Below are 22,891 nucleotides of genomic sequence, written 5' to 3'. Positions count from 1 at the left end.
AATTTGGGTTTGGTTAAAAATTTATAATGTGTTGTTTAATGCTCTTTCAATACGCTGAATCAGGTCGAAATAATGGTTTTTAGTTTCCTGGTTCCCGATGTTTCTTTTCGATTTTAATAATTGTAAAACCTGATTTAATTCTCCTTTTTTATCCGATGTTACTTCCGAAACTCTTTTCATGGCAGACTGATTAATATTGCGTGCCATTTTCGAATTATCCAAATAATCACACAATTGCGGCATGTTTAGGTTTTCGTGAATTTCGATAGTCTTTTTAGGTTCTGTTTTTTCAAAAAGTTTGTTTGTTGATACAATTAAAACATCAACATAATTTTTCTGAGTTAAACGTTCTAAAATCGTAAGTGATTTATTCTGAATTGTCGAAGCAAAAATATTCTGGCGTAATGTTTTAAATAATTGCGTTACCGTAAAAATATTTTCTTTCGTTTCATTACGCTGAAACAATTCGTTTTCAGTAATTCGAAGCAAACGATCGTCACTTAACATGCTGTAAAGAACTCCGTATTGTAATTCTCTCGCCAATGTGTAAGGCGTATATTCGTATGGTCCTATCGGAGTATCTTTTAAAGGATTTGTTTTGTCTAAAATTGGATTGAAAAACAACCATTGAGGAAGCGTAAGAGTGTTTTTTAATAAATAAGCCACAGCTCTTTTTTGTATCTCAGCCGGAACCGCAACATAACTCGCTTTATTATCACCGTGAACCGTAGGATTTAAATAAATTCCGCCAAGATTGCTTAAAACATGGTAGTTGTACAAATTCCACTGACCAATTGCGCCAATATAAAGGTTACCTGTTCCGAAATAAGATTCGTCTTTATCATACGTCCAGTCCAGAATATTGCTTACCACTCTTTTCAGGTTTTTCAGTCCGTATTCTCCGGCTTTCATGGCATCATTTCCTAAATCTTCAGATTGAGAACGCGGATCAATTGTAGCGTCTGCGCTTTGTTGTTCTCCGTAAAAATAAATAGGATCATTTTGATATTTGGTAATCAAAGCGTTTAAAGCAGTATGTTCTTCATTTTCATTTGCATACCATCTGTAACCCCATTCGATAGCGTATTTATCATACTCACCAATTTTTGGTGTAATCGTTTCTACATGATCTTCTGGCTGAGCGATATAATTGTATCGTGCATAATCCATAATAGAAGGAGCAGTTCCGCCCATTTTTGCCGTAAAAGCTGGAGATCGTAGTGATTCTACATCATAAGCAAATGAAGCGCCCATGTTGTGTTTTAAACCAAAAGTGTGTCCCACCTCATGAGACGAAACAAAACGAATTGCTTCTCCCATATGTTCATCACTAAATTTGTTTCCTCTTGCTTTCGGGTCAATTGCACCGGTTTGTATGCGCATCCAGCTATGAAGTGACGTCATCACATTATGCCACCAGATAATGTCTGATTCGATAATTTCGCCACTTCTTGGATCAACAACCGCTGGTCCCATCGCATTTGACTTTTGCGACGCAACATAAGTAATAACAGAATAACGAACGTCATCGATGTCAAAATCAGTGTCTTCATCCGTAGGTTCTTTTGCGATAACGGCATTTTTAAATCCCGCTTTTTCAAACGCGATTTGCCAGTCACGAACCCCTTCGATGATATAGGAGCGCCATTGTTTAGGTGTCGATGGATCGATGTAGTAAACAATGGGTTTCTTAGGCTCTACTAATTCGCCATTTTTATATTTTTCAAGGTCTTCTTTTTTAGGTTCTAATCTCCAGCGTGTTATCAATTCTTTTTCACGCATTTCCTGCTGATCATCACTAAAATACCAATGTTTTTCAGAAAAATAACCAACACGTTTGTCTGCAAAACGAGGGTGCATCGGAGTTTTATCTAATAATATAATATTACTCGTAACGCCCAGAGTAACCGAAATGCCAATGCCGTCTTCGAAAACCGAAGTGGTAAGCTGAGATTTAACAACTATATTTTTTGGAAAAGTTTTCACACTTTCTATATACGAAAGCTCCGATTTTACAGATCCGCTAAGGCCAATATTGCTTAAAACATCGTTGAAACTTTTTTGTTTTCCGTCAAAAACTTTATTTGCTTTGATTACGATCGAAGTAGAATCATTATTTTTTGTTTCAATATCAAAAACTTCTATAATAGATTCTGAAAAATTTGCATTTACCGAAGCTGTTATAGCGTCTCCTGTTGGCGAAGAAACGTTTGGGACAGATGATTTTACCCAAACTTTTTTTGCAACAAGATCTTTATGAAAAGTAATAATCTTGTTTTCATAGTTCATTCCTCTGTTAAGCCCTTGCTCATTAATCGTCATAGGAACGTTTGAAATTTTATTAACCACCAAAAATTCTCTTTGAAACAAAGAATCATTGATTTCTAAATACAAATCTGTTTTTACCTGAATGGTATTAAACAAACCTTTTTTGAATGTACCTTGTTTGATAAGGTCATCGTATTTTTTCCCTTTTGAAGTTTTAAGAGAATCTGCAGCTTGTTCAGTTTTGTCTTTGTCTTTTTTATTCTTTTTTTGAGAAACCATAGTACCGGTACTCAATAGTACAGTTGCTAAAACAACGGTTTTTAGGTTTATCAGCAATGCCTTTTCCCTCATGATGAAAGTTAAGTTTAGGTTAATTTTTGCCGAAATTATTCTGTAAATAATGTTAAAAAAAACAAAATGGAGTGAGTGGCTTTTTTTTGGGAGTGAATGTTTTCTTTTTAGCCAATAAGCGGTAAAATGCAAGTAAAATCACCGTCTTTTTTGTAGGCCTGAAAATGAGTTTTAGAGTAATAAGAATAAATACTTTCTAGGTATTTGTGACCAAATTTAGACTCTTGTCCAAAGCTAGGTTTCTCGTTTAGATTATTGGTAATAACAACCTCATTTTCTCTAATTTCGATGTTGATTTTAAGAGGGGTTTCGTCAGAAGCAATATTGTGTTTTATGGCGTTTTCAATAGCAATCTGAAAAGCCAGATACGGAACTTTCTTCAACAAAACATTTTCATCATCAATAGTATTAATGGTAAAAACGAATTCTTCCTTAAAACGGGTTTGCTGTAAAAAGATATATTTTTCGATAAAAAGTAATTCTTCCTGCAGCGTAACGATATTCTGCACCGGCGGATTAATAAGATATCGGTAAATTTTCGAAAGATTCAAAGTAAACTTACGCGCTACGGCCGTATCACCATCAATAAGCATATAAAGTGAATTGAGCGAATTGAATAAAAAGTGAGGATTAATTTGTTCTTTCAGCTGTTGTAACTGAATGAGGGCTTTCTCTTTATTTATCTTTTCATTTTCCAGAAGAAGCCTGTTTTTTTCTTTTGATAAAACAGCTTTTTCCTTAAAAGTCTTTTTATTAAAAATAGTAAACAGATAGAAAAACAAAATCAATATCGAAGTCGTAATGACATATATTAACGAAGCGTATTTTTTGACAGCCTCAACATCTTCACTTCCAATTTCTTTGGGAGAGCTCACGCTAATATACCAGTTTGTATTTTTTACATTCAGTCGTTTTGTATATCGTACAATATCTAATTTCAGATATTCAGAAAGCGCAATTTTTTTACCATAAAACTCGTCATTGATAAACGTAGTATCTTTCGGAGTCATATTGGTAATCTTAAAAACATTTTGATTCAGAAGTTTTACTTCCGGATGATAAAGAATTGTTCCTTTTTTATCAAAAACAAAAGCGTAATTGGGTAAATTCTTATTGATGTTCTTAAAATAAGATTGCAGTGATTTAAGATCAACATCAAAACCGTATCGAACAATGGTTCCGTTTTCTGAAATAGATTTAAAATAAATACGCCAAAAAATGTTTTCATTATCCTTAACAATACTACTCGATTGATTTTTAGCGTTATTTTTTAGAATTAAATCTTTTATAGTAGCATCAAGATTTGAATCGCTTTTAGAAGTAGTAAATTCTATTTTACCATTATTGATCTGAAACCAATTATTTTTAATCAAACTATCATTGGCATGAATCGTACTTAAAACCTTTAAATGATCAGAAAGATTTTGTGCAATACTAATTTTGATAATATGATCCAGCTCTTTTTGTGTGTCCAGAAAACGTGAAAATTCCTGTTGTACAACTTCTTCTCTTTTAAGAAAGTTGCGATGTGTACTTTCTGTATTCGATTTTTCGGTTATCTGCGTAATCAAATTACTTAATACATAAAGAGAAAGCAATGTAAGGGCAATAAAAATAATTCCTAAAATGAAAAAGTTTCGGCCTGAAAAGATATTTTTTAAAGTGAATTTCAAAGATTTTTTTTAAATAAAGGAATATTAATTGTGGATTTTTTTTGCCGGGCAAATATAGTATTTTCTTTAAAACTGTTTTCTTTTTTTTCTTCGGATGTGGCTGATGCTCAGATTGAAAGAATTTTACTCTTTATTTTTGATTGCTTAAGCTTTGTCAAAGTTTAAAACTTTGACAAAGCTTATCACTACGAAGCACACATTTCTAAGTTGAAACTTGTTTCCTTTTTAGTCTTAGTTTCAATCAAAGAAATCGATGTCTCTATGTGTTTTAAAAAAATAAGCAAAAATTTTTTTTCACATCAAATAAAAAAATAATAAATAAAAGAATGTTCATTCATTTATTATTTTAACTTTGCTAAAAATAGTTGTCATGAGAATAAGAGATATAGATAAAGAAAATTTGGTCATTGAAAATGCAATCGATCAAATTGTACGAGATGGATTTCAGGGTTTTAGCATGAATAAATTAGCAAAAGCCTGTTCTATTTCTGTAGCCACTTTATATATCTATTACAAAGACAAAGATGATTTAATTCAAAAAATAGGCGGAAAAATGGCATTAAAGTTCTTTTCGGGAACGGTTAAAGATTTTTCGCCGGATATGTCCTTTGAAGAAGGTTTGTGGAAACAATGGGAAAACCGCGCCAACTTTACGATGAAATATCCAAAAGAAGTTGCATTTTTTGAAATAATCAAACATTCGCCTCACGCAGAAACTATTTTAGATTCAATTAAAGAGTTTTCAGATTTCAGGGCTATTATGAAACAGTTTATTGACAACGGACTGGAAAATAAAGAGCTAATTCCGATGACATTTGAAGCTTTTTGGAGCATCGCTTATGGGCCATTATATACTTTACTGAATTTTCACACCGAAGGTAAAAGTATGGGAGGAAAACCATTTGTGTTGACCAAAGAAATAATGAGAGAAGCTTTTCAGGCGACTATTAAAGCATTAAAACCATGAAAAATTATGGAAACAGATTTACACAAAATACACATTTTTAAAACAAACATTGATAAAATATATCCGGATTGTGCCATCAATACAACATTGGGCAATCACAAGGATATTCAGCAATGGAGTGTCGATTGTGAAGATGTCGATCGTGTACTTCGCGTTGTTTCAGAAACGCTGCAGCCAGAAGTAATTATCGGCATCATCAATGAACTTGGCCACGAGTGCCAGGAATTACCTTAATCAAAATATCACCTATATCTTATATGGAAAAAAATACAACAGAAAGCTTTGCTTTTACTTCACATCAAAAAATAATTATTGCCATACTGGCACTTTTACAATTTACCGTCATACTCGATTTTATGGTAATTTCTCCTTTGGGAGATATCCTGATGAAAACATTGGATATGACAACTGCAAACTTTGGTTTTGCTGTTTCTGCTTACGCCTTTAGTGCCGGAATTTCGGGATTGCTTGCTGCAGGTTTTGCTGATAAGTTTGACAGAAAAAAACTCTTGATTTTCTTTTATACCGGTTTTATTATCGGAACTGTTTTTTGTGCCCTTTCTACAAGTTATTTAATGTTGCTGATGGCAAGAATCGTTACCGGACTTTTTGGTGGCGTTATTGGTTCGGTTTCATTGGCAATTGTAACCGATTTATTTGTTATTCAGCAAAGAGGACGTGTTATGGGGTTTATTCAAATGGCATTTGCAACCAGTCAGATTTTGGGTATTCCCGTAGGATTATATTTTGCAAATAACTGGGGCTGGCATTCGGCATTTATTATGATAGCCGTTTTAGGAGCGCTTATTTTAATTGCCATAATTACGCAAATGCAGCCCATAACAAAACACTTAGAACTGCAGTCAGAAAAAAATCCTTTTTTGCATCTTTGGCACACGTTAAGCAACAAACATTATCAGGTAGGATTTACAGCAATTGCCTTTCTCTCTGTTGGAGGTTTTATGCTGCAGCCATTTGGGACTGCCTATTTGGTAAACAACATCCATATCAGTCATCTTCAATTGCCAATGGTGTTTTTCTTCACCGGACTTTCGGTGCTTTTTATAATGCCTTTGATTGGAAAATTGAGTGATAAAATAAGTAAGTTCAAATTGTTTGCGGCAGGATCTGTGATTTCTGTTATAATGATTTTAATTTACACCAATCTGGATCCAATTCCGTTATGGGAAATTGTCGTAATCAATATGATTCTTTTTATGGGAATTATGAGCCGTATGATTCCCGCAACAACCCTTAATACAGCAATTCCTGAAATGAAAGATCGTGGTGCTTATATGTCTATTACTTCATCTTTGCAACAAATTGCAGGTGGAATTGCAGCCGTTTGTGCCGGGTTTATTGTTCATCAGGAAACAAAAACTTCGCCATTAGAAAACTATGACATATTGGGTTATGTAATTGCAGTCGTTACATTAATGACAGTATTTTTAATGTGGCGGGTAAATCAATTGGCAAAATCAAAAGATAAAGCTTTGGAAACGCCTGTTATTATCGAATAAAATTTCAAAATACTTAAAATAAAAATCCTTGTAAACTTATGTTTACAAGGATTTTTTATATTTAATCCGTAAATGTAATATCGAAAAAAATAAGTCGTATTGCTTGTGTTTTACACCCTTATTCTGCAGTTCCCGAAGAGGAACAGGATTACTACATATCAAACTGTCATAGCTGTCAAAATGGTAAACGAAAACTTCTTTAAAAGACTCGAAAAAATCATGGACAACTCAAAATCAAACATCATTTTGAACGTTTATTACTAATAAATCGTAATGGTCAAAATAACCTTATAAAAAAAATAATTATTTGCTAAATGCCTATATTTACTAATGATTCTTCTGATTTAGTAGAATAAAAAAATGATTTATTCAAAAAAACAATTACAAAATCGTTTTAGTAATTGTTTTTGCATATATTTGTTATATCGTTAATAAGCTTACAAAACCACAACCTACTGAATGAAAAAGATTACTATTAAGGATATTGCTACAGAAGCCGAAGTATCCATATCTACGGTATCTTTTGTCATTAATGGTAAGGGAGAGAAAATGGGAATTAGTGGTGCTGTTATTAAAAAAGTACAAGATGTAGCAGAAAGGCTTAACTATAGACCAAGCATGATTGCGACCAGCCTTAGAACCGGAAAAACGCGATCTATTGGTTTAATTGTTGAAGATATTTCCAATCAGTTCTTTGCTGATTTGGCCAGAGTTATTGAAGACGAAGCTAAAAATATCGATTACAGAGTTTTTTATTGCAGTACAGGCGATGATGATGAACGTTCACAAGAATTAATACACAGTCTTTTACAGGCAAACGTAGATGGTTTTATTATAACTCCCACAAAAAATCTGGAAGAAAGTGTTGAGCTTCTTATAAAATTAAAAAAACCGGTAGTTTTAATAGACAGGTATTTTCCGGGACAAAGAGTAAGCCATGTTGTAATGGATAATTACGAAGCATCAAATTCAGCTACTAAATTCCTGATTAATAAAGGCTGTAAGAATATTGCAGTTGTTAATAATACTTCTGAAATGATTCAGATGTCATTGAGGGAAGATGGTTGCAGAGACGCATTGAAAGAAGCCGGAATTTATAAAGATTCACTTGTTCTTCACATGGAATACCACAGCGATGAACAAAACAGAATTGCAGCTGTAGTAGAATTTTTTCAGAAGAATAAAGAAATTGATGCCGTTATATTTCTAACGAATTATATGGGACTTACAGGTTTGCAAGCTTTTAAAGATATGGGAATCAGAATTCCGCAGGATATATCAGTTGTTAGTTTTGACGATCATGACAGTTTTAAATTACATACGCCAACCATTACAGTGATTGAACAGCCAATAAAAGAAATTGCTGTTAAATCGATACAATTGTTAATGAGTCAAATGACTGATATGGAGGTTTATAAAGTGGAAAAAAGCCTTAAAAAAGGAAAATTAATTATAAGAGAATCGGTGTAAAAACCAGCTTGAAATAGGAAAAAAATAAAAGCAAATTGATTTTGTTTTTTTTTAACCGTTTTTACTAAATCGTTTTAGTAAAATTTTAGTTGAGTAAAATAAATAATCCGCAATACAGTTATATTTGGTTTGCTATATCGATTGCGTAAAATATAGAAAGTCTATGTTGCTATTAACCAATAGTATTCAATGCGTGGAGACCACTGAATACCATATACAATTGAGTTCAAATTTTATTAATTATTTAAAACAAGCAGATTAAACAAAACAAAATCAAAACAAAATTAAACCAAAAAATGCTTATGAAACGAATATTGGCAATGTTAGCGATGGTGTTGTTAAGCAGCTTAGGAGCTGTAGCACAAAACCGCTTAATAACAGGCATAGTAGCAGATGGAGATAACAAGGGAGTTGTTGCTGCATCAATCGAAGTTCAGGGAAAACCTTTTAGCGCAATTACAGATGCTGAAGGCCGATTTAGAATGAACGTTCCCGAAGGTAAGGTTACTTTGAATGTATCTTCTATGGGTTTTGTATCAAAATCAGTAGTACTTCAGGAAAATGAAACCAGAATTTCAGTTGTATTGGTAGAAAATACACAGGAATTAAAAGATGTTGTAGTAACTTCATTTGGAGTTAAAAAACAGCGAAAAAGTTTAGGATACGCAGTTGGAGAACTGAAAGGAGACGATCTGACAAAAAATAAAGAAATCAATTTAGGAAATGCACTTCAGGGAAAAATTGCCGGAGTAAACGTTTCTGCGCCCGTTACAGGTCCATCCGGATCAAGTCGTGTTGTAATTCGTGGAGCAACTTCTGCTTCAGGACTTAACCAGCCCTTATATGTTGTAGATGGTATCCCGATAGACAATAGTCAGCAAGGAAATGCCGGAATGTACGGAGGAGCAGATAAAGGAGATGGAATGTCTTCTTTTAATCCTGATGATATAGCTTCGATGTCTGTATTAAAAGGTAGTGCAGCTTCTGCACTTTACGGATACAGAGGATCAAACGGTGTTATTTTGATTACAACTAAAAAAGGAAAAAGCGGAACTGGAATTGGAGTAGATTTTAGTACAAATTCTACCTTCAATACACCAGCAACTCTTTTACATTGGCAGGATCAATACGGAGCTGGAGCGCCTGTAAATGGTGTTGCAACAAGATTTACAAGTTTACAGGAACTTAGGGATTCTTACTATTTTGCCTGGGGTGATAAATACGACGGAACCCCTTCTATTGGTATCGATGGAACGACAAGACCATATCAGGCATACGGACAAGACAACGTTAAAAATTTCTACAGAACCGGATATTCTTTCAGTAATACTTTAGCAATTTCCGGAGGAAACGAAACGACTAATTTCAGGTTATCTTTTGGAAATACTAAAGACGAATCTATTTTGCCAGGAACGAACTTTGGAAGAAATAACGTGACTTTGAGCTTGAATTCAGCGCCAAACAAAAAGGTAAGCATAGAGACAAATGCACAGTATATTTCTGAAAAAAGTCATAACAGACCTTATTTGAATGACTCTCCAAGAAACCCGTCTTTTCCGGTTACTTTTATGACTCCGGGAACAGACATTAGATGGATCAACAATGCATATGATGAAAATGGAGGAGAGGCAGACTATTTTGCATCAAATGTATATCAGACAAATCCATATTTTGCTACGCAGGAAGACCTGAACAACGATCTTAGAAAACGTTTTATAGGTTCTGCAAAAGTAAATTATAATATTACCGATAAAATTTACGCAAAAGCTGTAGTGGGTATCGATGATATTAATTATGAATTTACAGAGATCGAACCAACCGGAATTAACTATGCACCGGGAGGAGCTTATGAAAACACAGTTCAAAACCGTTCTGAGTTTAATGCTTCAGGTTATTTAGGATACAAAGGCGATATCGTTAAAAATCTTTCTTTAGATGCTTTTATCGGAGCAAACCGTCAGGATAACAGAATGAGTGGTATTAAAATGAGAGGAAATAACTTCATAGTTCCGTTCAAGTATTTTTATGCAAACACTCAGCCTGTAAAAACAGAAAAATTATTTTCTGAAAGCCAGGTAAATTCACTTTTTTATTCAGCAGATTTAGGGTATAAAGATTTCTTGTATGTGAGTTTAACGGGCCGTGAAGATTGGTTTTCAACTTTAGATCCGGCAAATAACAGTACTTTTTACCCATCTGTGAGTACGAGTTTTATTTATTCTGAAGTAATTAAATTACCGGAATGGATGTCTTATGGTAAAATTAGAGCAGGTTGGGGTAATGTTGGTGGAGCTTTGCCGGATGCTTATGCTTTATCACTAACTTATACTGCGCCAGACGGACAAACAGATTCGCAAGGACAGCCAATTTTAGGTATTAATGGAGAAACAGTTCCAAACAAATATTTAAAACCTTATAATGTAAGTACAATCGAATTTGGTTTCGAAAATACATTTTTCAACAACAGATTAAGTACAGATTTGACTTTTTACCAAAAAAGAACAACGAATGATATTGCCGATGCTGATATTTCTAAAGCTTCCGGTTACAGAACTACAAAAATCAATGTGGGAGAAATCCTGAATCAGGGTGTTGAATTTGCCGTAAATGTAAAAGCAGTAAAAACACCTAATTTTAGCTGGAGTGTTGGTTACAATTTTGCTTACAACGAAAGTGAAGTTGTTAATCTTTCCGATAAAATTCCAACAAAACTTTTAGATGATAACAGAGATGCAAGAGCTTCAGTAGTATTAGAGAAAGGACAGCCTTTTGGTGTAATCAAAGCTTATGATTATTTGAGAGATGCAAACGGAAATATTGTACTTGACCCAAGCGGTAAATTCCTTAGAGGAAACTTAATCATTGCAGGACAAGGTGTTGCGCCAACTTCAATGGGACTTTCAAATGATTTCTCTTATAAAAATTTCACACTTTCTGTTTTCGTAGATGCGAAATTTGGAGGAGAAATTTATTCTGCAACAAACCAATTAGGAATGCGTTACGGATTATCTGAAGCTTCGCTTCCTGGCCGTGAAGGCGGAGTTGCAGTTTCAGGAACTGATACTAACGGAAATCCTGTAAACACAACCGTTTCTGCATACGATTACTGGAGAAGTTATAGCGATGTAACATCAAATTTTGTTTACGATGCTGATTTTGTAAAACTAAGAGCAATCTCTTTTAGCTACAATTTTCCAAAAGAGTATATCAAAAAAACACCTTTCCAATCGATTAGTTTAGCATTCTCTGCCCATAATTTATGGACAATTTATGACAAAGTGCCTAATATCGATCCAGAGTCAAACTATAATAATAGTAATGCTCAGGGACTTGAAAGAGCTTCTATGCCTTTGACAAGAAATTATGGTTTAACACTTAATGTCAAATTCTAATAATAAAAAGATGAAAAATAAAGCTATAAAAATATTTTGTATCGCAATTGTTAGTGCCATGACATTAGCATCATGCGATAAAGGATTTGAAGAAATGAATACGAATCCAAATGCCTTAACAGATCCTGCAATAAAATCGATGTTTACACTTGCTGAGATTTATGTTGACGGTCAGGATTTTTCTAATACACGAGGAAATAACATTTATGCAGCACAAATCGTACAGCAATTTTCTTCACCAGGAGGAGCAGGTTCAAAATACACCTATTCTTCTGAATATTCAGCGGCTCTTTTTGGAGAATCTTACGGAAAAGGATTGAACCAGATTTATCAGTTAATGTCGGTTTTACCAAACACTGATGAAAATTCAAACACAATTCAGGCTTTAAGAATTATGAAAGTTTTAATGTTTCAAAAACTAACAGATACTTATGGAGAAGTTCCTTATTTTGAAGCAGGAAAAGGATACAATGGAAATATTTTTACCCCAAAATATGACACTCAGGAAGCTATTTACAATGACCTTTTAAAAGAATTAGACGAAGCCGGAACAGCGTTGGATGCTAACAAAGGTTTTGTTGGTGCAGCAGATTTGTATTACCAAAGCGATGTTGCAAGATGGAAAAAATTGGCCAATTCCGTAATGCTAAGAGTAGCGATGCGTTTATCTAAAGTAAATCCGGCTAAAGCTAAAGAATATGTAGAAAAAGCAGTTTCAAAAGGTGTTTTTACTTCAAATGATGATAGCCTTGTTTTAAAACATGATGCAGGTCCACAAGGAGTTAGAACAAATCCTATCACTTCTGCATGGGTTACAAATGATTTGAACGGCGGAGAAGCAAATATAAAATTCAGTAAAACATTTATCGATTTATTGAAAAACACAAATGATCCGCGTTTAAGAATCTATGCTAAATTAGAAGCAACGGGAGATAACAACCCTGCAAACCAACAAGGTCTTGCCAATGATGCTAAAGACTTTCCGGGAGGAGACAAAAAAGTTTTCTCAGACCCAAATACTTCAACCGTATTACGTTTAGATGCACCAACATTAATTATGTCATATGCCGAAGTTCAATACATATTGGCAGAAGCAGCAGTAAAAGGCTGGAACGTTGGCGGAAGTGCACAGCAATATTATGAAAACGGTGTAAAAGCAGCAATGGAAATACTAACCATTTTTGGAGACAAAGTTCCAGCCGTTACAAGTGCAGAATACAACACTTACATCACCACTTATCCGTTTAAAACTGCAGGAACTGATGCTGAAAAAATCGAACAGATTATCACTCAAAAATGGATTGTATTGTTGTTTAATGGTTTTGAAGCTTTTTCAGAATACAGAAGAACAGGATATCCGGTTTTAGTTCCGGTAAATGATCCTACGGGAGAAACAAACGGAACAATTCCGAGAAGATTAATCTACGATCAGTCAGAGCTTTTAACAAATGCAGATAATTATCAACAAGCAATAAGCCGCCAGGGATTAGACAGAATGACAACCAGAATCTGGTGGGATAAGCAATAGTTTAAATTTAGTCAGTTAGTTGAGTTTTTGACTTAAGCCGGGTAGGATTAACTGTACCGCGCCCGGCTTATTTTTTTTGAAGGTTCAGAGGGACAGAGGTTCAAAGAGACAAAGCTTTGCGAACTTACATCAACTTTTTATGCTCAAACCTCAAAAAAACTTTGCGTCCCGAGGCTTCGGGATTGCGTAAAACCTTTTCGAACTCTGCGGTTAAATTTTTATGTTCAAAAGGAAGAAAAAAATGCACTTTACAGTAAATTTATATTCAAAGATTATCAGAAAAAATCCACCTAAATCAGCGTCATCCGCGTTCTATTATCACTTGCAGTAAAAAATAAAAAATGAAATTTATAAAAAACTTTTATTGGTTAATATGTCTTTATATTGCGAATCTCTCATTTGTAGTCAATGCTCAAAATATTGATATAAAAGAAGATTGGCAATATCGGGAAACAAAAACTGATAAATGGTTTCCAGCCACAGTGCCGGGAGAAATTCACACTGATTTACTGAATAATAAAGCAATTCCGGATCCATTTTACAGAGACAATGAAAAAAAAATACAATGGGTAGAAAAGAAAGATTGGGAATACAAAACTACTTTTAAAGTAACGGCATCAACATTAAAAAAGAAAAATACAGAACTGGTTTTTGATGGATTAGATACCTACGCAACAGTTTATCTAAACAGCCAATTGATTTTAACAGCCAATAACATGTTCCGTCAATGGCGTGTAGATGTAAAGAAGATTTTAAAATCTGGAAATAATGATTTGGTTGTTGTTTTCAAATCGGCACAAAATGTAGTCGATTCACTGGCAAAAAAAGATTTGCCATTTATAATTCCGGACAATCCGCGAGCTTATGTTCGCAAAGCACAATACCATTTTGGATGGGATTGGGGACCAAAATTCACCACATGTGGAATATGGAAAACACCGCGTTTAGAAGCTTATGATGAAAAATCTTCGGAGAAACCATACGTTCTAAATCGCAAAATAGAATTAATACAACAGCCTGACAGTCTTGGTAAATCATTTTATTTTAAAATTGATGGAAAACCAGTTTATATGAAAGGCGCCAATTATATCCCCTCAGATGCTTTTCTTTCGAGAATGAACAAAAAAGAATATGAAAAAGTAATTGCTCTCGCCAAAGATGCCAATATGAATATGCTTCGTGTTTGGGGCGGTGGTATTTACGAGGACGATTATTTTTATGATTTATGTGATAAATACGGAATCAATGTCTGGCAGGATTTTATGTTTGCCGGAACAATGGTGCCGGGTGACAAAGCTTTTTTTGATAATGTAAAAGAAGAAGTTCAGTATCAGGTAAAACGCCTGCGACACCATCCAAGTATTGTTTTATGGTGCGGTAACAACGAAAGCGATGAGGCTTTTAAAAGTTGGGGCTGGCAAAAAAGCATGAAAATGTCCAAACAAGATTCAACCCGTTTGTGGCATGATTACGTACGATTGTTTCACGACAGTATTCCGAAATGGGTAAAAGAAGTCGACGGAAAAAGACCTTACATTAGTTCTTCACCTTTATTTCATTGGTCAAAAGAAAAGAGTACTACCCAGGGCGACAGTCATTATTGGGGAACGTGGTGGGGTTTGCAGGATATTGAAATCACAGAGAAAAAAACAGGCCGTTTTGTGAGCGAATACGGAATGGAAGCAATGCCTAATTATTCTTCAATAGAAAAATTTACCCTGCCCGAAGACCGATATTTATATTCAGACATTCTGGAAGCGCATCAAAAAGCCGGAAAAGGATTTATGAAATTAGAATCTTACCTGAATCGTTATTTCATCAGTTCAGAAAAAATAAAAAAGATGTCTGTTGAAGATTATACCTATCTCACACAATGTCTGCAATATTTTGCTTTAAAAAATATCATCGGAATCCATCGTTCAAAAGCACCCTACAATATGGGAACTTTAGTCTGGCAGCTTAACGATTGCTGGCCCGTAGCAAGCTGGAGCGTAACTGATTATTACGATCGACAGCCCAAAGCGGCATGGTATGCGATGAAAGAAGCCTATCGGGATGACAAAACCCCTGAAATTGAGTTAACACGCCCGATAGATTTAAAACTCGAAGATCCAAAATTAACATGGGTAGTAAAAGGAAATAAAGTAACTTTAAAAGCTGAGAAACCAGCAAAATACGTATATGTTTCCATAAAAGGATATACCGGAAAATGGAGCGATAATTACATTGATCTGAAAGAAGGAGAAGAAAAAACAATTTCTTTTGAAGGGAAAATAGATAAGCCGGTTTTAAAAGTCTATTCGCTTTTTGAGGTTTTGAAGAAATATTAATTAAGGTTCAAAGTTACAAAGGTTCAAAGCGACAAAGGTTTTCCGTAGAGACGCACAGCAGTGCGTCTATTTGGGTCCAAATTTAGAGAAAATAGCACATAAATTTGTGTCATCCGCGTTCCATCACGCAATTAAATAAAAAATATAGAATAATGTTTACAAAGTATAACAAAACAGTCTTTACCAGTATTTTAGCGATAAACCTATTTTTTGCAAATCCCGCAATTTCACAGCAAAAGAAAGCAAAAGAAAAAAATATCGATTACACTCAATATGTAAATCCCTTAATAGGTTCAGCAGGTCACGGTCACGTATTTGTTGGCGCCAATGTTCCTTTTGGAGCCGTTCAGCTAGGACCTGTAAATATTTTTGAGGGCTGGGATTGGTGCAGCGGTTACAACTATGCCAGTAATACCATTTTAGGTTTTACGCACACGCATTTAAGCGGAACCGGGATTGGTGATTTAAATGATATTCTTTTACTTCCAGTTTCAGGGAAAGTGCCGCTTTTTAAAGGCACAAAAGAAGATATGGTAAACGGTTACGGTTCTTATTTTTCTCATGAAAATGAAATAAGCAAACCCGGTTATTATAGTGTTTTATTAGATAAATATAAAATCAAGGCAGAACTAACGGCCAGCGAAAGAGTTGGTTTTCATAAATATACTTTCAATTCGGCTACAGATTCTCATATCTTATTAGATCTTGCCGATGGTGTAGGATGGGATAAACCCGTAAAAACTTTCATTAAAAAAATAAACGACAAGACAATTGTTGGTTATCGTTTCTCTTCGGGATGGGCTGTTGATCAGCGTGTTTATTTTGCAATCGAATTCTCTGAACCTATTTCAAATCTGGCATTATACGATGATAGAACAGCAGTTTCAGGAAACGAAGGCGAAGGTTTAAAAATGAAAGCAGTTTTAGATTTTACGTCTTTAAAAAACAAACAGGTTTTAGTAAAAGTTGGAATTTCCCCGGTAAGTTATGAGAATGCCTTAGCAAACATAAAAACCGAAATTACGAATTGGGATTTTGATAAAACAGTCAAAGAAGCCACTTTAAAATGGAACAATGAATTAAGTAAAATCCAGATCAAAGCCAATGATAAAACGATGAAGGTTTTTTATACTTCATTGTATCACAAGGCATTTGCACCTTCAATTTTTAATGATGCAAACGGAGACTATAGAGGAACAGACAAAAAAGTTTACGAAAAAGCCAATTTTACCAACTACACGACTTTTTCACTTTGGGATACTTACAGAGGTTTGCATCCTTTATACACCATTACACAGCCGGATAAAATTAATGACATCGTAAAATCATTTTTGGCAATTTACCAACAGCAGGGAAGATTACCCGTTTGGCATTTAATGGGAAATGAAACCAATACAATGAACGGAAATCATTCGATCGCTGTAATTGTAGACGCCTATTTAAAAGGCTACAGAGATTATGATACTAATTTAGCATACGAAGCCATCAAAAAAACAGCCATGCAAACCCGCGACGGAATGGATTATGTTCAGAAATTAGAATATATTCCTGCCGATAAAATGCTGGAATCTGTTGGAAACGCTTTAGAATATGCTATTGATGATTACTGTGTAGCGCAAATGGCAAAAGCCTTGAACAAGACGGAAGATTATACTTATTTTACAAAAAGAGCCAATTTGTACAAGCTTTATTTTGATAAGGAAACCACTTTCATGCGAGGAAAATTAACCGATGGAAATTGGAGAACACCTTTTAATCCGCTTTCGTCAGCACATCGAAAAGATGATTATGTAGAAGGAAATGCATGGCAATATACCTGGCTGGTTCCACAGGATCCTTATGGTTTAATTGATTTGTTTGGAAGCGAAACTAAGTTTTTAGAAAAATTAGACCAATTATTTCTGCTAACAGATAAAGTAGAAGGTGAAGAAGTTTCTCCGGATATTAGTGGTTTAATCGGGCAATATGCACAAGGAAACGAGCCCAATCATCATATTCCGTATTTGTATGCATACGCAGGCCAGCCTTGGAAAACTGCAAAACTAATTCGCGAAATTGATGATAAATTTTATTCGACAAAACCGGACGGATTATGCGGAAATGAAGATTTAGGGCAAATGTCAGCCTGGTATGTTTTATCGGCAATGGGATTTTATTCTGTTAATCCCGCAAATGGAATTTATGTTTTGGGAAGTCCATTGGTAAACGAAGCCACAATTCATCACAAAAAAAGTATCTCATTTACATTGAAAGCAATCGATAACAATGCCACAAATATCTATATTCAAAAAGCAGAATATAACGGAAAACCGTATACAAAATCATACATAACAAACGATATGATTGCAAACGGAGGAGAATTGAAATTATTTATGGGAAATAAACCTTCGTCGACTTTTGGAGTTAAAAAAGAAGACAGACCTTTTTAGTTTTAAGTTGCAGTTCTCTGTTTCCTGCAAGGTTTTCAAAACCTTGTAGGTATAATTTAAGTTCTAAATTACGTAAGCTTTGTCAAAGTTTAAAACTTTGACAAAGCTTTGCAAGTCGATAATTCACATTTTACAACAAAGACCTGACGGGTTTTAAAAAACGGGTTAGGATAATTATACAGAATATGAAAATAACGCATTTGTTTTTTTTGGGATTAATACAGTGTTTTACTGCAAATGCACAGTTAGATCCCGTAGATTATGTAAATCCATTAATGGGAACACAATCGTTGCCCAATCTTTCAAACGGAAATACCTATCCCGCTATTTGCAGGCCTTGGGGAATGAATTTCTGGACGCCGCAAACCGGTAAAATAGGAGACGGATGGGCGTATACGTATACCGCCGAAAAAATTAGAGGATTTAAGCAAACGCATCAGCCTTCGCCATGGATGAACGATTACGGACAATTTTCGATTATGCCCGTAACAGGCAAAATAGTTTTTGACGAAACAGAAAGAGCAAGCTGGTTCAGCCATAAAGCTGAGGTTTCAAAACCATATTACTACAGCGTTTATCTTGCTGATTATGATGTTACAACAGAAATTACGGCAACAGAAAGAGCAGCACATTTTCAAATTACATTTCCGGAAAACGAGAAATCTTCGATAGTTGTTGATGCTTTTGATAAAGGATCTTACATCAAAATAATTCCATCAGAAAATAAAATTATAGGTTATACAACACGCAATAGTGGCGGAGTTCCAACGAATTTTAAAAACTATTTTGTTTTGGTATTCGACAAACCTTTTGCATCCAATTATACCTGGCATGATAAAATTTTAGAAAAAGATAAATTAGAAAAAACTAATATTCATGTGGGCGCAATAGTCACTTTTAAAACCAAAAAAGGAGAAATAATAAATGTAAAAACAGCTTCATCATTTATTAGTCCGGAACAAGCCGAATTAAATTTGAAGAACGAATTAGGTACATCATCATTTCAGGAAACTTTAGAAAACTCTAAAAAAGAATGGAATACTGTTTTGAGTAAAGTTAAAGCCGAAGGTGGAACTGAAGAACAGCTAAAAACATTTTATTCCTGTTTATATCGTGCGACTTGTTTTCCTCAAAAGCAATATGAAATTGATGCTAATGGCGATGTTATTCATTACAGTCCATACAATGGTAAAGTTTTACCGGGTTATATGTACGCAGGAACAGGATTTTGGGATACTTTTCGTGCTCTTTATCCATTGCTAAATTTGGTTTATCCTTCGATAAATAAGGAAATGCAGGAAGGTTTAATTAACGATTATAACGAAGGCGGATTTTTGCCGGAATGGTCAAGTCCCGGTTTTAGAAATGTGATGGTTGGAAATAATTCTGCTTCAGTAGTTTCGGATGCTTATATAAAAGGATTGCGTGGTTATGATATCAATAAATTGTATGAAGCCTTAATTCACGGAGCCAACAATGAAGGACCGATGGATGCTGTGGGAAGAAAAGGAGTTTCGTATTATAATACATTAGGCTACGTTCCTTATAATGTAAAAATTAATGAAAATGCTGCCAGAACGCTTGAATATGCTTATGATGATTTTGCTATCTGGAAATTGGCAAAAGCCTTAGACCGTCCAAACAAAGAGATTAAGTTATTCGAAAAAAGAATGATGAATTATAAAAATCTCTATAATCCGGCAATCGGATTAATGAGCGGAAGAAATCTGGACGGGAGTTTTCCGGCCAATTTTAATCCGCTAAAATGGGGAGATGCTTTTACAGAAGGAAATGCCTGGCATTATAGCTGGAGCGTTTTTCATGACATACAAGGTTTGATTGATTTAATGGGCGGAGAGAAAAATTTCACAGCAAAATTAGATGCTGTTTTTACAACGCCACCGGTTTTTGATGACAGTTATTACGGATCTGTAATTCATGAAATTCGCGAAATGCAGATCATGAATATGGGGCAATATGCACACGGAAACCAACCTATTCAGCATATGATTTATTTGTATAATTATGCAGGAGAACCGTGGAAAACACAATATTGGTCCAGAGAAGTAATGAATCGTTTATACAAACCAACACCGGACGGATATTGTGGTGATGAAGATAACGGACAAACTTCGGCCTGGTATATTTTCTCTGCAATGGGATTTTATCCGGTTTGCCCGGCAACAGAAGAGTATGTTTTGGGAGCGCCTTTGTTTAAAAAAGTAACCTTACAATTAGAAAACGGAAAACAATTTATTATCAACGCTCCCGATAATTCTGAAATTAACCGATATGTCGAAGAGTTAGAATGGGGCAATAAAAATTATTCCAATAATTATATCAACCATTTTGATGTATTAGAAGGCGGCGAATTAAATTTCGATATGACAAGTTCTCCTAATTTAAAAAGAGGAACTTCAGCAAAAAACTATCCTTATTCTTATTCAAATTCAAAATAATATTATGCACTCACGTAGAAAATTTATAAAAAATACAGGCATTTTTTCTGCCGGATTATTGGCACTTCAAACCGATGTTTTTGCACTTCCGTCAGATACTTTCAATTTTGCGCTTAAAGATTTTATCAGCAAAAGACCTCCATTGGCAGAAAGGAAATTTACAAGCGAAGCTGTAGAAAAAGCAATTGTTCGCATCAAAAAACAAATTGCCAATCCGGAGCTTGCGTGGCTGTTCGAAAATTGTTTTCCCAATACTTTAGACACCACTGTTGATTTTGAAATTATTGATGGAAAACCGGATACTTACGTCATTACCGGCGATATCGATGCGATGTGGCTTCGTGATAGTACCGCTCAGATTTGGCCGTACATTCCGTTTGTAAAAGAAGATAAAAAACTGGCAGAGTTGGTAAAAGGCGTAATCAATCGTCAGGCGAAATGTATTTTATTAGATCCTTATGCCAATGCCTTTTATAAAGATTTTACAAAAGAAAGCGAGTGGAAAAATGATTTAACCAAAATGCAGCCCGGAATTCATGAACGCAAATGGGAAATAGACAGTTTATGTTACCCAATTCGTCTGGCGCATGGCTACTGGAAGGAGACTGGAGACATAAGCTTATTTGATAGTAAGTGGAAAGAAGCCATGCTTTTGGTATTACAAACATTTAAAGAACAGCAAAGATTAGATGGGAAAGGCGGTCCTTATAGTTTTCAGCGTCAAACGGCGTGGGCAACAGATGGCGTTCCATTAGGCGGATACGGATATCCTGTAAAACCTTGCGGACTAATTGTTTCTATTTTCAGACCAAGTGATGACAGTACGTTATTTGGCTATTTAATTCCGAGTAATATGTTTGCGATTGAAGTACTTGGATATCTGATCGAAATTTTCTCTTTGCCAGCCTTAAAAGATGATAATCTGATTGCTAAAGCCAAAGAACTAAGAGCCCAGGTTCAAAAAGGATTAGAAGAAAACGGAATCATTGAACATCCGAAATTTGGAAAAATAATTGCTTTTGAAGTAAACGGATACGGCAGTTTTCATATGATGGATGATGCCAATGTTCCTTCGTTATTGTCATTGCCGTATTTAGGTGCAATAGAGCCTGATAATCAGCTTTATTTGAATACGAGAAAAGTAGTGCTTTCAGAAAATAATCCGTTTTTTTATAAAGGAAAAGCAGGAGAAGGAATTGGAGGTCCGCATACGGGAGTTGATACGATTTGGCCAATGAGTATTGTTTTAAGAGCCATTACAAGTATAGATGAAAAAGAAATTAAAATGTGTATCAGCAATTTGATCAAAACTAATGCAGATACCGGTTTTATGCACGAATCATTTCATAAAGATGATGTTGCCAAATTTACCCGAAAATGGTTTGCATGGGCAAATACACTTTTTGGAGAAATGATTGTTCACACGAGCATCAAATATCCTCAGATTTTAAAAGACAAAAACATTTAATTAAAAAATATTAAACCATTAAAAGATTAAGAAAAATTAAGGAATTGTACTTGATTTAATTCTATGTGTCTTGATTTTGTTAATCTCTTAATGGTAAAAAAAAATACAAAAGCATGAATAAAAACTACGCTGTAGGAATAGATATTGGAGGAACACATATTACCGCTGCGGTTATCAATATTTTAGATATGAAAGTGATTGACTTTTCACTGCATAAAGAATGTTTCGATTCTAATATGCCGGTTGAAAAAGTCATGGCTGTTTGGAAAAAAGCAATTGAAATTTCGATTGGAAATTCAAAAATAAAAAACATAAAAGGTCTGGCGATTTGTATGCCAGGCCCGTTTGATTATGAAAACGGAATTTGCCGGATCAAAGACCAATCAAAATACGAACATTTTTACGGTTTAAATGTGCGTGATTTGCTTCACGAAACACTAAATCTTTCAAGCGATTTTCCAATTCTTTTTGAAAATGATGCCGTTTGTTTTGGTAAAGGCGAAGTTTTTAAAAACTCTGAAAATCTTTCAAAAAAAGTAATGGCAGTAACTCTGGGAACCGGACTTGGCGCTTGTTTTATTGATAAAGGAGTTTCGATTTCTACCGGAGAATCAGTTCCTCAGGATGGAGAGATGTGGAATCTTACGTATAAAACCGGAATTGCCGAAGATTACATTTCGGTTCGCGGACTTTTAAATAATTACAAATCGTTAACCGGAAAAAATCTGAATAACGGCTTAGAGCTTTTTAATTTGGCTGTAGCCGAAGATAAAATTGCCATACAGGTTTTTGAAGAAATGGGCGAGGATCTGGCTTTGGTTGTGATTTCGTGGTTACAAAAATTTGGAGCAGAAAGTTTTATTATTGGTGGAAAAATTGCAAATGCAAGTGAATTTTTCCTGAATTCCTTCAACAGAAAATTAAAAGAAAACGACATTGAAATCACAGTTTCTATTTCTGCAGATAATGAAATTGCAGCATTATTAGGGGCTGCGAGTTTATTGTTAACGCGTGATTAAATTATGCCAGAAAAGGC

At 34.7% G+C, this 22,891-nt stretch carries 13 protein-coding genes; 11 read left to right on the top strand and 2 right to left on the bottom strand.

Annotated features, from left to right (window positions below):
* Positions 1–21 precede the first annotated feature (21 nt).
* Positions 22–2,619 (bottom strand): zinc-dependent metalloprotease, encoded by a 2,598-nt coding sequence (locus AC4FQ3_RS11115; protein WP_491181892.1) that lies wholly within the window; start codon positions 2,617–2,619, stop codon positions 22–24.
* Positions 2,620–2,726: 107 nt separating this feature from the next.
* The gene (locus AC4FQ3_RS11110) at positions 2,727–4,292 is read right to left on the bottom strand and encodes a histidine kinase (protein ID WP_491181891.1); all 1,566 of its coding nucleotides are present in this window, start codon (positions 4,290–4,292) and stop codon (positions 2,727–2,729) included.
* A gap of 370 nt (positions 4,293–4,662) precedes the next feature.
* Here AC4FQ3_RS11110 and AC4FQ3_RS11105 point away from each other — a divergent pair, with 370 nt between their 5' ends.
* From AC4FQ3_RS11105 to AC4FQ3_RS11055, 11 genes are all read left to right on the top strand, one after another.
* Positions 4,663–5,259, top strand: coding sequence for a TetR/AcrR family transcriptional regulator (locus AC4FQ3_RS11105; protein WP_302097103.1), 597 nt, complete (start codon positions 4,663–4,665; stop codon positions 5,257–5,259).
* 6 nt (positions 5,260–5,265) lie between these two features.
* Positions 5,266–5,493, top strand: a complete 228-nt coding sequence (locus AC4FQ3_RS11100) for a hypothetical protein (protein ID WP_073395314.1) — start codon at positions 5,266–5,268, stop codon at positions 5,491–5,493.
* Positions 5,494–5,516: 23 nt separating this feature from the next.
* The gene (locus AC4FQ3_RS11095) at positions 5,517–6,779 is read left to right on the top strand and encodes an MFS transporter (protein ID WP_042562680.1); all 1,263 of its coding nucleotides are present in this window, start codon (positions 5,517–5,519) and stop codon (positions 6,777–6,779) included.
* A gap of 459 nt (positions 6,780–7,238) precedes the next feature.
* A complete protein-coding gene (locus AC4FQ3_RS11090; protein WP_491181890.1) occupies positions 7,239–8,249 on the top strand; it encodes a LacI family DNA-binding transcriptional regulator in 1,011 nt (336 codons plus the stop codon).
* A 302-nt stretch (positions 8,250–8,551) separates the two neighbouring features.
* On the top strand, positions 8,552–11,641 hold the full coding sequence (locus tag AC4FQ3_RS11085; RefSeq protein ID WP_463460199.1) for a SusC/RagA family TonB-linked outer membrane protein: 3,090 nt from the start codon (positions 8,552–8,554) through the stop codon (positions 11,639–11,641).
* Positions 11,642–11,651: 10 nt separating this feature from the next.
* Positions 11,652–13,169 carry a SusD/RagB family nutrient-binding outer membrane lipoprotein gene (locus tag AC4FQ3_RS11080; RefSeq protein ID WP_491181889.1) on the top strand — a complete coding sequence of 506 codons (1,518 nt, stop codon included), beginning with the start codon at positions 11,652–11,654 and terminating at the stop codon, positions 13,167–13,169.
* Positions 13,170–13,510: 341 nt separating this feature from the next.
* Positions 13,511–15,499 carry a beta-mannosidase gene (locus AC4FQ3_RS11075; protein WP_491181888.1) on the top strand — a complete coding sequence of 663 codons (1,989 nt, stop codon included), beginning with the start codon at positions 13,511–13,513 and terminating at the stop codon, positions 15,497–15,499.
* 152 nt (positions 15,500–15,651) lie between these two features.
* Positions 15,652–17,928, top strand: coding sequence for a GH92 family glycosyl hydrolase (locus AC4FQ3_RS11070; protein ID WP_491181887.1), 2,277 nt, complete (start codon positions 15,652–15,654; stop codon positions 17,926–17,928).
* A gap of 185 nt (positions 17,929–18,113) precedes the next feature.
* Positions 18,114–20,387: a GH92 family glycosyl hydrolase gene (locus tag AC4FQ3_RS11065; protein WP_491181886.1), complete on the top strand. Its 2,274-nt coding sequence runs from the start codon at positions 18,114–18,116 to the stop codon at positions 20,385–20,387.
* Between the two features lie 4 nt (positions 20,388–20,391).
* Positions 20,392–21,855: a glycoside hydrolase family 125 protein gene (locus AC4FQ3_RS11060; RefSeq protein ID WP_491181885.1), complete on the top strand. Its 1,464-nt coding sequence runs from the start codon at positions 20,392–20,394 to the stop codon at positions 21,853–21,855.
* 113 nt (positions 21,856–21,968) lie between these two features.
* Positions 21,969–22,874, top strand: a complete 906-nt coding sequence (locus AC4FQ3_RS11055) for an ROK family protein (RefSeq protein ID WP_491181884.1) — start codon at positions 21,969–21,971, stop codon at positions 22,872–22,874.
* The last annotated feature ends 17 nt before the right edge of the window (positions 22,875–22,891 follow it).

The organism is Flavobacterium sp. AK-345, assembly GCF_058310175.1.
This window is presented reverse-complemented; position numbering and strand designations above follow the sequence as displayed.